Consider the following 15267-nt stretch of genomic DNA (forward strand, 5'->3'; position numbering starts at 1 on the left):
TCGTCTAATGAACAAGAGCCTCTTCTTAGTAGATTTTTTCTACTCAGAACAGGCTCTTTTTTTATAAAAATCTTACCTTTCGACCCTATTTCCGCTATTATCCCGTACGATCACCTTAAGCTCTGAAGGAGCAGCAACGGTTACATTCACTTTATTTCGGGTGTGATCCAATGAATTTCGCGCGGTATCACCCAGCAGAATATACAGTGTATCTCCCGCTACCTTGGTACGAAGCAGCTGATCCTCATCGTCCGCTCCCAAGCGCCCATCATTCGAAACGTAGGTTCCGAAGACATTGAGCTCGGTTCCACCTGTCTTATCCACTGTAACTCCATACGGATTATCTCCCTGAACGATAACTTGCTTCACTCCTGCAGGGACAGAACCGCTCCATTCGGGAAGCGGGTAATTATGTTCAACAGAAGAGACCATTTGGCGGATCTCCTGAGTTAGACCCAGGGAACTAAGTCCGGCGAAAACCAGACAGCACAGGGACAGGAAGCCGACGAAGAAAATACTAAGCACATCATAATACATTTTCCCTTTTCCCTTAAACCACAACGTGTAGATAACGACTTCTAATCCTAATAAAATGAAGATTAGCGGCCACCAGGCTAGCGCCGTCTCAAACACATCCATGCCTTTCCATTGGGAGGCCATGATCAACCCGCCCAGGAACAATAGACTCAGACCCATAGATAAAGTGCCTACACGCCAGCGCCGGGAGATCTCCTCTTTAAAATCAACTACGCCAGCTCCTACTGCCTGCTGTACCTCTATTGAGTTACTCATCTTTTAGCACCCGATTCCTTTTTTACTGATGTATTTTTACTGCCTACCAACAGCTTAACACCGCCGCCAATGAGCAATATGGATACGATAACCGTCTTTAGATAAGTACTAAACCTATATTGCAGACGCCATTCCGGAAAGCGGACATCCAAGGCAGGGATTGCAACGTTCGCAACAATATAATACAGTCCAAGTGCCAGAAGCCCTGCTCCCAGCCAGCCCTGATGATTCATAAAACCCTGAATTACAGGCTTATCCTGCAACTGCTCCCGCCCATAACGGCTAACGAGCTGCAGACCGTCGAACAAACTATAGAACCATATGACCGGTATCAGAAAGAAGAGCACGGATAGACGAAGCAAATCCATTACGTAAATACTACCGAGGAACAGCAGCATGAGTTGGAGCCCTCTTTTTTGCAATCCCAGATACATTTGTCCAGCACCGGGAAAAGCAGACAGCAGCGTAGCCAATACTTTACTGCGACGTCCATCCTCACGGCCTGCCTCCAAATCCTCAAACAAAGTCCGATCGACCAGCTCTTCTCCAGCCAGCTTGCGGTGTATATGCTGTACCGCATCGAACATACTATACAGCCAAATCACAGGCAGAACGCCGAACAATAGCAGAAAGGCAGAACTGGATGTAACACCTGTAAGGAAGAGCATTACCGTCATATATCCGAAGAAGGAAATCAGAAAGGATAACCCCCTCTGCATAAGCCCCATATGGAAATGACCCAATCCAGGGATAAAAGAAAGCAGAATAACATGAAATTTCTCATTATCATTATTTCGTACCGGTATTACGGCCTGCATCTCTCCGTTACTGGCTACTGCTGCTGTGTGATTCGGCGATTTCAATAGAACGATTAACAAATGCAGCATACTTATGCTCCACACTATTAAAAAGCCAACCCAACCGAGTAATGCGAATTCACCATCGTGTGAGGCAAGGGCAACCAAGAAGGACATAAATAATCCGCCGAAGCTGATTAGAAAATATACGATCCCAAGGATTCTTTTACCGACATAATAATGTCCTGCTCCCGGTATGATATTTAGAAAAAACGCACCTAATTTATTGATCTGATTTTGCATGCTTAACTCTCCTCTCATTGGTTCCCATCCGTCATAATCTGTTCCAACCAACCGCTGGTTGCCTGAATCACTTGTTCGCTGTAGGAACCTCCGCTATCATTTGGTACCACTACATCCATGTTCCCCGTCATCAGACGGTCAAAAACACCAGAGGACATAAACAACAAGGTCAGTGACGCAGCAACTGCGTAGTGAAAAAGGGTACGCTCATACCAGCGTTTTCGAGTCTGCCTCTGCGGTTCAATGCTATTTCCCGTTACTGGCAATCCCTCCATAACCTTGTTGACAAAAGAAACCTGATCCACTAATTCAGGAATTCCATCCTTCCATTCATCCAGAGATTCCATATATAAAGAGAGAGCTTCCTCATCTTCGAGGAGAATATCCTCCCATTTCTCTCGTTCAGCAGGGGTTCCTTGACCCGTAAGGTATGTTTTAAATCCATTTGTACCCATGAAGTGCTTCTCGCTATCCTTCATAGCCATTCCTCCTCCTTCCAATGGGTTCGAATCCAGTTTCTAGCCCGGTATAATCTGGATTCAACCGTTTTCAGGGTGATCCCGTGCTCTGCGGCAATTTGCTCGTAGTTTTTCTGTTCCAAATAAAAAGCGACAACCACCTCGCGGTGAACGGATGGCAGACTTTCTACTTCCTGCCACAATCGATCCCTGCGATCCCGTCGAATCACTCCATGTAACACGTCTTCATCCTGCGCAGGAGTAATACTAAGCACATTATCATAATCCACCGGGTGTTCCCTCAATCTGTCACGCCTCCGTTTGGCGTCAATTGCTTTATGTAGAGCAATGCGGGTGATCCAGGTTTTTAATCCCTGATGACGGTAGTCGGGGAGAGACTTATATATCTGCAAAAAGGTCTCTTGAGCCGCATCCTCAGCTTCTTTGGCATCCCTCAAAACCGAGTAAGTCACTTTATACACATGTTGACTGTATTCTTCAACGAACTGCCGGAACGATTGTACATTGCCCTGACAGATTTCTCTGATTAGATTCTCATCCTCAATGACGTCTCCCCTCCTTCCCTTAGCAATAGACGCAAGAAAGTATGTCTACCCCTGCGCCTTAATAGAAACTTTTTTCTGAATTACAAAATGTATAGAAAAAACCGTGCTGCAAAGGGCTAAAATGCCCCTGCAACACGGTTTATATATGATTTATTTACCGCCACCACGGAATTTCTGTGAATAGGCCTTCACATCTTGGGCGTTTTTGACCCGATTTCGGCTCCACTCCAGTAAAATCCGATCAATATAACGAAAATGAAGTTTCCCCGCGAATACGGATTCCTTCAACGCCAGTAAAATCAGTTCCTCAGGATAGCGATCCTGATCTAACCAGCCTGATATGGTCTCGCATTCCATTGGGGATAATGGACGTCCGAATTCTTTTTCGAAAATACTGAACAAGCTGCGGCTTGCTTCCTCAGGATCCGATAGACCTTTTCCAGTCCCACCATTAGGTGGAGAACCACCAAAACGATTGTCAGTTACTCTAGAGACCGAAGACTTCGATCCATTTCCTTGAGTTCCCTCTTGTTCAGCAGTTTTTGCTTGAGTCGCCAGATAAGAACCTAGCTTTCCGTACAAACCAGAAAAGTTATAGCGCTCATAATGCATGTCGCGCAGTTCATCATTATCACCATCGATACTGATAAATCCATCCTTCATAAGCTTCTGAAGCTCCCCGGCAATAACGGGTATGCTCCGCCCTGTTACAGCTTGAAGCTCCTCAAGAGAAGGGAATTCAATTCCCTCAACTTGACGAAAGGAGAGCAAGTGGATAAGCAGTAGTGTTTCACTACCGCTTAAGTTCAGCTTGCGGTAATTCTTAAGCAGGGCATACGGAATGATTGCCATTCCATTATCCAAGCCAAAGGAGACGCCTTCGCCCCAAGTGTTCCATCCTTTGCTGTCCATATGCGTCCCCTCTCTTCCCTTATGGGTAAAGACGGTACAGTGTACGAGGGAAAGGAATCGTCTCGCGAACGTGGTCAAGACCGCAAATCCAGGCTACTGTGCGCTCTAGTCCCAAACCGAAGCCAGAGTGAGGCACTGAACCGTAAGTGCGCAAATCCATGTACCATTTGTACGTATCCATTGAAAGATTATGTTCTTTGAAACGTTCCTCCAAGAGTGCAGGATCATCGATCCGCTGGGAGCCGCCAATAATCTCCCCATAACCTTCAGGAGCGATCATATCTGCACACAATACCACTTCCGGACGATCCGGATCTGGCTTCATATAGAAAGCCTTGAATGAAGCTGGGTAATGAGTAATAAATACCGGCTTGTCATTCTCTTCAGCGATAGCCGTTTCATGCGGTGCGCCGAAATCATCGCCCCAAGCAATCTCAAACCCTTTTTCATTCAAGAATTTAATTGCGTCATCATAACTGATACGCGGGAAAGGAGCCTTGATGTTCTCTAGCTTAGATATATCACGGCCAACCGCCTCAAGTTCAGGACGGCAATTCGTAACTACGGATTGCACGACATAGCTAATGAAGTTCTCTTGAACACGCAGGCTCTCCTCATGATCTGTGAATGCCATTTCAGGTTCAATCATCCAGAACTCAATCAAGTGGCGACGTGTTTTAGACTTCTCGGCACGGAAGGTAGGTCCGAAGGAATACACTCGGCCCAGCGCCATTGCAGCAGCTTCCATGTAGAGCTGGCCGCTTTGGGTCAAATAGGCATCCTCTTCGAAATACTTCGTATGAAAGAGGTTGGTTGTACCCTCAGCAGAGGAAGGTGTCAAAATCGGCGGATCCACAAGCGTAAATCCGTTCGTATCGAAGTATTGCTGAATGGCCCGGATAATCTCCGCACGAATAACTAACACCGCCCGCTGCTTTGCGGAACGAAGCCAAAGATGACGGTGATCCATCAAGAAATCTACGCCGTGCTCCTTCGGTGTAATTGGATAATTCTCCGTCAAATGAAGCACTTCTATGCCGGTCACAGTCATTTCATACCCTGACTGACTACGCGGCTCTTCGCGGATAATTCCGGTCACATACAATGAGCTTTCCTGAGTCAGGCTCTTTGCATCATCCCACACTTGCTCGGATACTTCCGATTTCACTACAACCCCTTGGATATATCCTGTACCATCACGAAGCTGAAGGAACTGTATTTTACCACTGGAGCGTTTGTTATTGACCCAACAACCGATAACTACCGGTTCTCCGACATGTTCATTCACAGTCTTAATTACACTCTTGTTAGCCATGCCTTCAATCTCTCCTCTAATTTAGCCGTTAATTCCTGACACAATACGGTTTGTATCACGTGCAATGACAAGCTCTTCGTTTGTCGGCACTACAAGCACCTGCACCTTGGAATCAACCGTAGAAATACGGCGCGGGTCGCCGGAGCGGACCTTGTTAGCCTCTTCATCTAGTTCAATGCCGAGGAATGTCAGATTGTTAAGAATTCTTCCACGCAGCATTGATGAATTCTCACCAACACCGGCAGTAAATACGATAACATCCACACCATTCATAGCAGCTGCGTAAGAACCAATGTACTTCCGCAAGCGATATTCATACATATCAAAAGCAAGTGTTGAGTTAGGATCACCCTTCTCAGCCCCGGACTCAATATCACGCATGTCACTGCTGAATCCTGAAATAGCTAGGACTCCACTGTGTTTGTTAAGCATAGAGTTAACCTCGCCTACGGACAGTTCTTCCTTATTCATTACATAAGGAACAATTGCCGGGTCAAGATCACCGCTGCGCGTACCCATCATGAGGCCTTCCAAAGGGGTCATACCCATTGATGTATCAACAGATATACCATTCTTCACAGCCGTCACACTGCCACCGTTACCGATATGACAAGTGATAATATTCAGGTCCTTCAGCGGACGTTCCAGGAATTCCGCAGCAGCTTTGCTTACGAATTCATGGGATGTTCCGTGTGCACCGTAGCGGCGAACCTTGTATTTATTATACAAAACTCTCGGAATAGCATACATATAAGAACTTTCAGGCATAGTTTGGTGGAACGCTGTATCAAATACTACAACCTGCGGTACTCCCGGCATATTAATCTCGGTTGCCGTAATACCCATCATTGCTGCTGGGTTATGAAGCGGAGCCAGGTCAAACAATTGGCGAATTTTAGTCTTTGCATCAGCATCCACCAGCGCAGAAGCCTTGAAGAATTCTCCCCCGTGAACTACACGGTGACCTACTGCATTAATCTCATCCGTTGAAGCAAGAACTCCGTGCTCTTTATCAGTAAGGCAAGCCAGAACTTTACGAATGGCTGTATTGTGTTCCAAAATTTCGCTGACTTCAGTTACATCCGGTTTACCGGTTGGCTTATGAGTCAAAATGGAAGAATCCATTCCAATACGCTCTACCAGACCTTTAGCCAAGACGGATTCGTCAATCATATTGTAAAGCTGATATTTCAAAGAAGAACTGCCTGAGTTAATAACTAGAATATTCATGCACGGTCACCATCCTTGTCATACTTGAAGAAGCCTTCGCCCGATTTCATACCTAATTGTCCTGCACGCACCATTTTTTTAAGAATAGTAGAAGGACGGTATTTCAACTCGCCATATTCACGGAACATCCGTTCCAGCGCAGCCTGCACGGAATCTAGACCGAAACGGTCAGCCATTTCAAGAGGTCCATATTGGAATTGGTAGCCGATACGCATAGCATCGTCAATATCCTGCGGTGAAGCAACGCCTTCTTGAAGCACATGCATAGCTTCGTTAATGAACAAGCAAATGAGGCGGGATGTTACAAATCCAGGGGATTCATAAATCATTACGCCTTTTTTCTCAACAACTTCATCAACGAACAACTTGGTGTCTTCAAAAGTAGCATCGGATGTTTTCAGTCCACGCACGATTTCGACAAGATCCACTTTAGCTACAGGATATATAAAATGCATTCCGATTACGCGCTCCGGATACATCGTTGAGCTTGCAAGTTCCGTTAAGCTAAGTGTTGATGTGTTACTAGCTAGGATAATATGGCTAGGACATACTTGGTCAAGCTGGTTGAACACTGCTTTTTTTGCTTCCAAATCTTCTGTGATGGTTTCAATGACCATATCACAAGAACTTAGTTCAGCAAAATGGGTTACCTTTTGAATCCGGCTGAGAATTAATTTCTTCTCCGCTTGAGTGATTGCCCATTTCTCCAGTTGTTTGTCTAGACTGGTCTCAATCATTTCATAGGAGTAATTCAATCGTTCTGGGGTTTTCTCCACTAACATTACATCGAGGCCTTTGGCTGATAACATCTCAGCAATACCTTGACCCATCGTGCCACCGCCAATGACACCTATTTTTTTAAAATTCATCAAAAAGTCTCCATCCTTTCAGGTATCTATACTTTTGTATTGTACCTTGTCTGTCGTAAAGATTTATAAGCCCGACATATAATGATATCTTAGCATGTCTGAAAAGTAAAAAAAAATAACCGGCATAAAGAATTATGCCGGTAAAAGGACGCTGTCACTAAATTGACAACGAAATTGCTCTCCAGAGAGGACTTCTTCCTTCATAAGGATGTCCAAGGAGTAATTAAACACGTTTCGCTGCTGATTTAGCAACTCATGTGTACGTGCCATAAGTTCATCCAAAATATTACTATTCTCTTTCATAATCTCTTCCGTTGTTACCATTTCAAGCTTGGCAATCCCGAGCGAAGTAAGTCCCGATTTCATCATTGTCTCAACAATATTGAGTGCCTGATCGAAATCTCCGCGAGAGCCAGTACTTCTTCCGCCATAAAATATAACTTCAGCAGCAGCTCCGCCGAGAGCAATCATAATCTGTTCTTCCAGATAATCTTTTGTATATAAGTACTGTTCCTGTTGCGGATTATGACGGACATAACCAAGCGCTTGACCTCTCGGAGTTAAAGTAACCTGACTTACACTACCCGGACGCAACAGTTCTGCCATAATAGCATGTCCAAGCTCATGAATAGCCACGCGTTTTTTCTCTTCTTGATTGGTTTCTCGGTCTGTCTTTTCGCCCATCATAACTTTATCAATAGCCATGGATAAATGACGCTGTTCCACTGCCGTCAGATTTTCCCGCAGCATATAAATCGCTGCCTCATTCATAACACTTTCTAGTTGAGCTCCCGAGAAGCCGTAAGCCTCCTCAGCAATTTTATCCAGGCTAACCTCTGCATGAAGAGGTTTGTTCTTGGCATGGAGATCGAGAATGGATTTACGACCTTTTTTATCAGGCATGTCCACTTGAATATGGCGGTCAAAACGTCCTGGACGCAGAAGTGCCGAATCCAGCATTTCTTTGCGGTTTGTAGCTGCTACCAAAAGGATACGAGGTGCTTCATTATTGTAAATTCCGTCCATCTCCGTAAGCAGCTGGTTCAGCGTCTGATCATATTCCCGCTGCTGCCCCCCCTCACGCTTACCGCCAATGACGTCAATTTCATCTATGAAAATAATGGCACTTTCCTTGTTCTCTTTCACAGCACGGGTACGGGCATCACGGAATAAATCACGGATACGCCCAGCACCTACACCCACATACATCTCAACAAACTCACTGCCCGCTGCAGCGATGAATACGGAATTCGTGTAATGCGCAGCAGCTTTGGCCATTAACGTCTTACCGGTTCCCGGAGGGCCTGTGAGAAGTATACCTTTCAGTGGGCGAATACCAAATTTACTGATTTCTTCATGTCGGATCAAAAAATCCAGTGCTTCACGCAGCTCTTGCTTGGCACTGTCCTGTCCACCGATTTCTTCAAAGGTGAGTTTAGATGGGCCGCTCTTCTTACGTTTCTTCTCAGCTCCGGCATTCACGGTCAACCCGCCGCGCATATGGGCTACGAGCAACAGGGCACCCAGCATGGCAACAGCAATAATTATGGGCAGTATATTTATTCCCACAAAGGCCATAAAAATCAGCAGTACAGGAATAAATCCCACTAATACTTCTTTAATCCACTTAGGCATTATTCCATACCCCCATATTCTCAGGCTGTCGCGGTAAAATAATAAATTTGCTTTCCTTACCGTTCGTCAAGCTCACATACACATTGTTGTCATCAATTTCGGTAGTAGCAGTGATGCCCTCATATTGTTCCTTCAACTGGTCAAGTTTAGCAGGTATTAATGTATATTTGCGGCTCTCCATGGCTTCAGCAACAGAGAACATTGCTTGATCCCAAATTTCATCAAGCTCTTCACTGGAATGTTGTTCTAAATCCAACTTAATGGAACGTCCTCCAATGACAGATTCTCCTTCTGTGGAAATATATTGGACTAAATCGCGTAGTTTCGTTCCAGGTTGTAAATCAAGTTTCAAAGATACTTCATTGCGGTTAATAGATATGTGTGATTTGTTGACTCCCTGATAGCTGTTAACAATCTTTTGCAAGGGTTCCTGGATAGCAAACTGGCGATACAGAAACCACCCGCCGAACATAAGGGCGACTGATAGCAGTGAAGTTAGTAATACAGGTACAAGACGCAGTTTCAAGTAACGTCCTCCTCTCATAATGGCAGAACATATATAAGTTTCGCATTAATAACAGAATATCAAGAGTGTATGACTGCAACATGCCTTGAATACAAGTAGTAGTATATCATAAGTGTATATACTATTTGAAAACAAATTGTGAATATATTTAAAATTTTCACTACTAATGTTTTCCTGTTTATGGTTACTTTTAACCCTTTATCGACAAAAAGACCGAATCTATTAGCGATTCGGTCTTTTTGTCACAACTGAAATGTGATAAATATCTCTGTTAACAATGTGGAAATTATGAAGAGTGTACAATTAATGCAACTTACAGTATACACTCCAATGCAGCTACTGAGTACACTTAATAGACAAAAAAAGCCGGGCAAACAATTACGTTTGCTCGGCTTTTATATTAGCGGTTGGGCAGACTGAACTCATCCCCGATGGAGGAACCATCTGCAAAACGATAGAAGCGATAATGATAACGATCGTTTTTCTTGTAGAAGAGCTGCCATGCATATTCACCATTGTAGACACCTGGTAATAAGCGCTTTATGGTAATTCCAGGCATTTCTGATTTTATAATCGCTCTGATTTTGTCCTCAGAGGTTCCGTTACTAACCATTTCTGCATATACAGCCGTATCGTCATCTGCAATCTTGCCGTTGGCTGTAAATCGGACCCACACCATCATATCCGTATCATCCCGGTTCTTTCCCGTTAGGACCCAATAGATAGAATTTTCATCCCAGACGGATTTCTGCGCCTTTGTGATTTCAATCAATCCGGCCCTACTTTTAGCTGCCGCTTTGGCGGCACTGCGCTCATTCCATTGATCTTTCATAATATAGCCATAGAACTGGCTTAATCCGAACAGAAGGAGCAGAGTCACGCCTAACCCCAGCAAGAGCCATTTTCTCCTTTTCTTCAAAGTACAGCTCCCTTTCCTATAACATTCAGACGTTCATAATTACCGTTGTAGAAGGTTCTCAAAAGACTCTTGAGCTTTGTGGCGGATCATCTCTTCATCCATTGTCAGGCATTTCCCGTGCTTAACAACCTGCTGACCGTTAATCCATACATGCTCAACATCCTTCGCACTTGCCGAATAGACCGCATGAGAGAGCAGATCAGAATGTGGAAGCAAGTGAGGTTGGTCAATATCAATAGCGATAAAGTCAGCCTTCATTCCAGGTGCAAGACGTCCTACATTGTTCAAAAAGATAGATTTAGCTCCATACTCCGTAGCCATACGCATGGCTTCCGGTGCCGGAATGGCCGTTGGATCTCCGCTTATCCCTTTATGAATCAGCGCCGCAAGACGCATTTCTTCAAACATATCCAGGTTGTTATTGCTCGCAGCTCCATCCGTTCCAAGGGACACTGGCACTCCCGCCCGCAGTAAATCGGTTACACGCGCTATTCCGCTGGCTAGTTTCAGGTTACTGCCTGGATTATGGGAAACGCCAACCTGATGACGAGCCAAAATTTCAATTTCCTCATCGTTCAAATGAACACCATGTGCTACAAGCGAAGGGCGGGTGAACATACCCAGCTTCTCCAAATGTGCGACCGGTCGAAGGCCGTAATCGGCTTCATTCTGTTCAACCTCACGACGTGTCTCAGACATATGAGTATGCATCGGAAGATCCAAATCATGAGCCGCCTGAACGAACTTAACAAAAAAATCAGGTGGACATGTGTAAGGTGCATGTGGGGAGATCATAGTTGTAATTCTTCCATCCGCCTTGCCATGCCAGTTCCGGGCAAATTCAATCGCTTCTGCAAGCTTATGATTCTGCATTTCTTCAGAACAAAAGCCGATTACTCCGCGCATTAGAACAGAACGAATTCCGGATAACTCCACTACTTCGGCGACCCGATCCATATGATCATACATATCCAGGAAGGTAGTTGTTCCGCCCTTGAGCATTTCTAATACGGAGAGTGAAGTTCCCCAGTATACATCCTGCCCGGTGAACTTTTCTTCCATAGGCCACATTTTTTCCTGAAGCCATACCTGAAGGGCAAGATCATCACCATATCCGCGAAGTAGCGACATCGCCGCATGACCATGTGTGTTAACCAAACCCGGCATGAACAACAATCGGCTGCCGTCTACAATCTCAACTCCGCTTTCGAAAGGAGGTTCCACTTCACCTATGTAAGTGATCAGATCATTTTCGATGGTCATATAACCGGTAAGGACAGGCTTATCAGAACCAGGTATTACATATCTACCGTTCTTTATTGTCCATTTATTGCTTTTCATGTTCGCTTTCTTCCTTTCCATCCTGCAAATAATAAGCAAGACTTTGCAAATCGGTTGTGAAATCAGCTGCATGAATGCGGATATTAGAAGGAGTCTTCAGAATAACCGGTGCAAAGTTCAGAATTGCCTCTATACCTGATTCAACCAAAGTGTCTGCTACGTTCTGTGCCTCAAACTCCGGTACAGTAATAATAGCAATTCGGATGCCCTGTTCACGGATTGTACTGCCCAGTTCTTCCATTGGTTGAACAACAAGTGAGTTAATTTTTTGGCCAACTTTCGGCTTATATGAATCAAAGATAGCTGTTATCTTCATTGTATCTTGTAAGTAGGCATTGTAATTAGACAAAGCATGCCCCAGATTTCCGGCACCAACAAGCGCTACGTTCAACGGCTGATCCAATTTTAGGATATGGCGGATTTTTTCAATGAGGTAAGGAACATCATAACCGATTCCTTTTCTTCCGAAATCACCGAAATAAGCCAGATCCTTGCGTATTTGTGCTGGATTTAGATCGAGCTTTTGTCCAAGCTCTTGAGAAGAAACTGTGGCAATTTCACGAGTGTGGAGTTCATTCAAGAAACGCAGGTACACAGGTAGTCTGCGTACGACAGCCTCCGATATTTTATCCGACTTCATATATTCTCCTCCTATAGGTGTTAACATTGTATCCAAAATAATTGAAAGTCAACTCAGAAAAGTGCAAAAAATCGGGCGTTTTAGGAGACGCCCCCCTCCTCTAACCATTCTGCAATACGCGGGACCATCTGATCTGTCAGCATATGCTCCATTTTGGGCCCCGGTAGAGAGTAAAGAAAATATTTTCCATAATAAGATTCGATTACTCGGGTATCATACACAATTACAATTCCCTTATCCTGTGCAGTCCTGACTAACCGCCCAAAACCCTGCTTGAACCGAATCACTGCTTGAGGCACTGACAGCTTCATAAAAGGATTCTTCTTCTGGGCCTGCAGGAGCTCCGATTTCGCTTCCGCCAGTGGATGGTTAGGCGGTTGGAAAGGAAGCCTTACAATGGCCAGACAGGTCAAAGCCTCGCCCGGAATGTCTACGCCCTCCCAGAAGCTACTGGTCCCCAAGAGGACCGAAGCATTGCTGTCCTGAAAGCGGCGAATAAGCTTGCTCCGGCTGCCTCCTTCAATCCCTTGACCTAGTACCGTTATCTCTTGTGAAGACAGAGCTTCTTTCAAGGGATCGTATACCTGACGAAGCATACGGTAGGATGTGAATAGCACCATCATTCTTCCTCGGGTCGTCACTGCCGCTTCGGCAAGCGATTGCACCAGCGTATCGACAAAGCGGGCATCTCCCACGCTGCCTTTCACACTTGGAAAATCTCTTGGAATCACAAGCAGCGCCTGTTCCCTGTAATGAAAGGGAGAAGGAAGAAGGGCGGTCATTAGCCGACCGTTCTCGGCAGCTTCATTTAACCCTAAATTATCAATCATAAACTGAAATGATTTATCAACAGACAATGTTGCCGAGGTAAGCACGATGCTTTTTTTCTTATCGAAGAAAAGCTCCTTTAATTGGGAACTGACATCGACGGGAACGGCATAGAGCTGTAAAGACTTGCTGCGGTAATTTCCATTTGCCTCCAGCCAATATACAACATTCTCGTCATTCAAGCCCATAAAAAAACGCACGTTATCCCGAATGGCTGCCAAATCTTTAAATAATCCACCAATATCAGTTATAAGGCTGTCTGAAGAGGACTGTCCCTCCTGATCCCGCATTTCATTCAGCATTCTCTCGCCCGAACGCAGGGCATCACTAAGGGTAGTTATCATCCCGCTCTCCAAGGTAGAGAGCTCCTCCCAGTTCTTCGGCTTGTTGCCTGGGAGAAGACGCATAACCAGTTGCCCAGCTTCTCCTGCACCCGCATCACTCCGTTCGGGAAGAAGACCAAATAACTTCTCACTTAATGTGTCCCATGTCTCCTTGACAGTGATCAAATCGGAATAAATCCTATCAATAATTAGACTCCATTCAGAGGCCTGCTCACTTCCGGCAGATTGCAGCTGCTGGCGAAGTGTGGGCAATTGACCGTTACGGCTGTCTTTGAACAGTCGGGAAAGTGTGTGAACCACAGTGAAATGCTTCATGTGCATCCCCAGATGTTTACCAGCCACATCCTCCAGATGATGAGCCTCGTCGATAACCAAGTGTTCATATGCAGGGAGCAGTTGATGTCCCGCTTTTACATCTGCGAACAGCTTCGAGTGGTTCGTTATGACCACGTCAGCGATACTTGCCTCATGCTTTGCCCGGTGGTAAAAGCATTTGCGGAACCAAGGGCAGGAACGTCCTAGGCAGGAATCAGTATCACTAGCTACCGTTTCCCAGAAATCTCCGCCACGGTTACCCATATTCAGCTCTTCATCATCCCCGGATTCCGTTTGGGTCAACCAGACAATCATTTGCGCTGAAGTGATAATATCTTCTCTTGGGCTGATAAAGTCTCTTCTATTAATTTTATGTTCAAATTTCCGAAGACACAAATAGTGCCCTCTGCCCTTAAAAATCGCAGCTTTGAAGGGAAAGGGAACCACTTGAGTTAGCAAAGGAATATCTCGTTCACGCAGTTGGTCTTGAAGATTAATGGTATGAGTACTGACCATGACTTTCTGATCTGTAAGAACACTCTGATAAATGGCTGGCAGTAAATACCCAAGAGACTTTCCTGTACCTGTTCCTGCCTCGATCAACAGATGCTTCTCTTCCTCCAGTGCTTTCATGACCTCGCCGAACATGATTTCTTGGGCTTCCCGACTTTCATAATGCGGCAAAGTTTCTTTAAGGCGCTTGGTTACCTCAGACATGTAATCTGTAAAAGATAAATGCTCTAATGGATTCTCATGACTGTCAGCACGCGGAAGAGCCAACTCGTTCCAGTCCCCTATCTTAAGGGCAAGCTGTCGGTAAAAGGTCAAATCTCCTTCGGGCTGGAAGGTCTCCATTTCCCGTTCACGGAGCAGACCGTCGAAATACCAGCCCATGTCACCATCTGACTCTGTAAAGAGCTCACTGAGGCGTTGAATGGTTAATAAGGGGAGGCTATATAGTTCCTCTAGACATTTAAGCAGCACAAGAGCTGTAGCATGAGCATCGCTGTCCGCCTGGTGCGGACGTTCATGCGTGAGGCCAAATTGAGAAGTGACAGCTCCGAGCTGGTAAGTGGTCAGGGATGGAAAACATATTTTGAGAAAATCTATCGTATCCAAAATACGACCCTGAAACGGCAAATATCCGCACCGGTCCAGGGCACTTTGCAAAAAATGAAAATCAAAGGAGACGTTATGCCCAACGAGCACAACATCATCCAATAAGGGCACAAGCTCCATCATCATTTCTTCCAGTTCTGGGGCATTCTCCACATCACTGTCGGTTATTCCGGTTAGACCGGTAATAAAGGGCGGAATGGGTGCTGCGGGCTTGACGAAAGAACCGTAGACACGGGAGATGGACAGGTCTTCTTCTATTATGGCGAGTCCAACCTGGATAATTTCACCCACAGATTGGGTTCCGGTAGTTTCAAAATCAAGCACGGCAAATTTCATTATAAGTTCTATTCCCTTTCAC

Annotated in this window: 14 protein-coding genes; all 14 read right to left on the reverse strand. The window is 45.2% G+C overall.

What is annotated here, in order from left to right:
- Window positions 1-72 precede the first annotated feature (72 nt).
- Window positions 73-792 (reverse strand): SLC5/6 family protein, encoded by a 720-nt coding sequence (locus PWYN_RS23870; RefSeq protein ID WP_052088362.1) that lies wholly within the window; start codon window positions 790-792, stop codon window positions 73-75.
- On the reverse strand, window positions 789-1892 hold the full coding sequence (locus tag PWYN_RS23875; RefSeq protein ID WP_036657062.1) for a hypothetical protein: 1104 nt from the start codon (window positions 1890-1892) through the stop codon (window positions 789-791). The genes PWYN_RS23870 and PWYN_RS23875 overlap by 4 nt, the downstream gene beginning before the upstream one ends.
- Window positions 1893-1906: 14 nt before the next feature.
- Window positions 1907-2371, reverse strand: coding sequence for a hypothetical protein (locus tag PWYN_RS23880; protein WP_052088365.1), 465 nt, complete (start codon window positions 2369-2371; stop codon window positions 1907-1909).
- Window positions 2368-2943, reverse strand: a complete 576-nt coding sequence (locus PWYN_RS23885) for an RNA polymerase sigma factor (protein WP_338049246.1) — start codon at window positions 2941-2943, stop codon at window positions 2368-2370. Before PWYN_RS23885 ends, PWYN_RS23880 begins: the two co-directional genes overlap by 4 nt.
- A 123-nt stretch (window positions 2944-3066) precedes the next feature.
- Window positions 3067-3828: a DnaD domain-containing protein gene (locus tag PWYN_RS23890; protein ID WP_036657068.1), complete on the reverse strand. Its 762-nt coding sequence runs from the start codon at window positions 3826-3828 to the stop codon at window positions 3067-3069.
- A gap of 19 nt (window positions 3829-3847) precedes the next feature.
- Complete coding sequence (gene asnS / locus PWYN_RS23895) at window positions 3848-5143, reverse strand: asparagine--tRNA ligase (protein WP_036657070.1); 1296 nt, start codon at window positions 5141-5143, stop codon at window positions 3848-3850.
- A gap of 21 nt (window positions 5144-5164) precedes the next feature.
- The gene (locus tag PWYN_RS23900; protein WP_036657073.1) at window positions 5165-6373 is read right to left on the reverse strand and encodes an acetate kinase; all 1209 of its coding nucleotides are present in this window, start codon (window positions 6371-6373) and stop codon (window positions 5165-5167) included.
- Complete coding sequence (locus PWYN_RS23905) at window positions 6370-7242, reverse strand: 3-hydroxyacyl-CoA dehydrogenase family protein (RefSeq protein WP_036657075.1); 873 nt, start codon at window positions 7240-7242, stop codon at window positions 6370-6372. Before PWYN_RS23905 ends, PWYN_RS23900 begins: the two co-directional genes overlap by 4 nt.
- Before the next feature lie 132 nt (window positions 7243-7374).
- Window positions 7375-8877 (reverse strand): AAA family ATPase, encoded by a 1503-nt coding sequence (locus PWYN_RS23910; RefSeq protein WP_036657078.1) that lies wholly within the window; start codon window positions 8875-8877, stop codon window positions 7375-7377.
- Complete coding sequence (locus tag PWYN_RS23915; protein ID WP_036657081.1) at window positions 8870-9403, reverse strand: hypothetical protein; 534 nt, start codon at window positions 9401-9403, stop codon at window positions 8870-8872. Before PWYN_RS23915 ends, PWYN_RS23910 begins: the two co-directional genes overlap by 8 nt.
- 400 nt (window positions 9404-9803) lie before the next feature.
- A complete protein-coding gene (locus PWYN_RS23920) occupies window positions 9804-10322 on the reverse strand; it encodes a cell wall elongation regulator TseB-like domain-containing protein (protein WP_036657083.1) in 519 nt (172 codons plus the stop codon).
- Between the two features lie 39 nt (window positions 10323-10361).
- Window positions 10362-11663, reverse strand: a complete 1302-nt coding sequence (locus PWYN_RS23925; protein ID WP_036657085.1) for an amidohydrolase — start codon at window positions 11661-11663, stop codon at window positions 10362-10364.
- Window positions 11650-12303, reverse strand: a complete 654-nt coding sequence (locus PWYN_RS23930) for a redox-sensing transcriptional repressor Rex (RefSeq protein WP_036657088.1) — start codon at window positions 12301-12303, stop codon at window positions 11650-11652. The genes PWYN_RS23925 and PWYN_RS23930 overlap by 14 nt, the downstream gene beginning before the upstream one ends.
- Before the next feature lie 80 nt (window positions 12304-12383).
- Window positions 12384-15245 carry an ATP-dependent DNA helicase DinG gene (dinG, locus tag PWYN_RS23935; protein WP_036657090.1) on the reverse strand — a complete coding sequence of 954 codons (2862 nt, stop codon included), beginning with the start codon at window positions 15243-15245 and terminating at the stop codon, window positions 12384-12386.
- Between the last annotated feature and the right edge of the window lie 22 nt (window positions 15246-15267).

Origin of the sequence: Paenibacillus wynnii (genome assembly GCF_000757885.1) — a bacterium.
Taxonomy (GTDB): Bacteria; Bacillota; Bacilli; order Paenibacillales; family Paenibacillaceae; genus Paenibacillus_AQ; species Paenibacillus_AQ wynnii.

What these genes read in the sequence shown, in the direction of transcription:
- PWYN_RS23870 (WP_052088362.1), bottom strand. Translation starts at nt 792, where the DNA reads ATGAGTAACTCAATAGAGGTACAGCAGGCAGTAGGAGCTGGCGTAGTT.
- PWYN_RS23875 (WP_036657062.1), bottom strand. Translation starts at nt 1,892, where the DNA reads ATGCAAAATCAGATCAATAAATTAGGTGCGTTTTTTCTAAATATCATA.
- PWYN_RS23880 (WP_052088365.1), bottom strand. Translation starts at nt 2,371, where the DNA reads ATGAAGGATAGCGAGAAGCACTTCATGGGTACAAATGGATTTAAAACA.
- PWYN_RS23890 (WP_036657068.1), bottom strand. Translation starts at nt 3,828, where the DNA reads ATGGACAGCAAAGGATGGAACACTTGGGGCGAAGGCGTCTCCTTTGGC.
- asnS (WP_036657070.1), bottom strand. Translation starts at nt 5,143, where the DNA reads ATGGCTAACAAGAGTGTAATTAAGACTGTGAATGAACATGTCGGAGAA.
- PWYN_RS23900 (WP_036657073.1), bottom strand. Translation starts at nt 6,373, where the DNA reads ATGAATATTCTAGTTATTAACTCAGGCAGTTCTTCTTTGAAATATCAG.
- PWYN_RS23905 (WP_036657075.1), bottom strand. Translation starts at nt 7,242, where the DNA reads ATGAATTTTAAAAAAATAGGTGTCATTGGCGGTGGCACGATGGGTCAA.
- PWYN_RS23910 (WP_036657078.1), bottom strand. Translation starts at nt 8,877, where the DNA reads ATGCCTAAGTGGATTAAAGAAGTATTAGTGGGATTTATTCCTGTACTG.
- PWYN_RS23925 (WP_036657085.1), bottom strand. Translation starts at nt 11,663, where the DNA reads ATGAAAAGCAATAAATGGACAATAAAGAACGGTAGATATGTAATACCT.
- PWYN_RS23930 (WP_036657088.1), bottom strand. Translation starts at nt 12,303, where the DNA reads ATGAAGTCGGATAAAATATCGGAGGCTGTCGTACGCAGACTACCTGTG.
- dinG (WP_036657090.1), bottom strand. Translation starts at nt 15,245, where the DNA reads ATGAAATTTGCCGTGCTTGATTTTGAAACTACCGGAACCCAATCTGTG.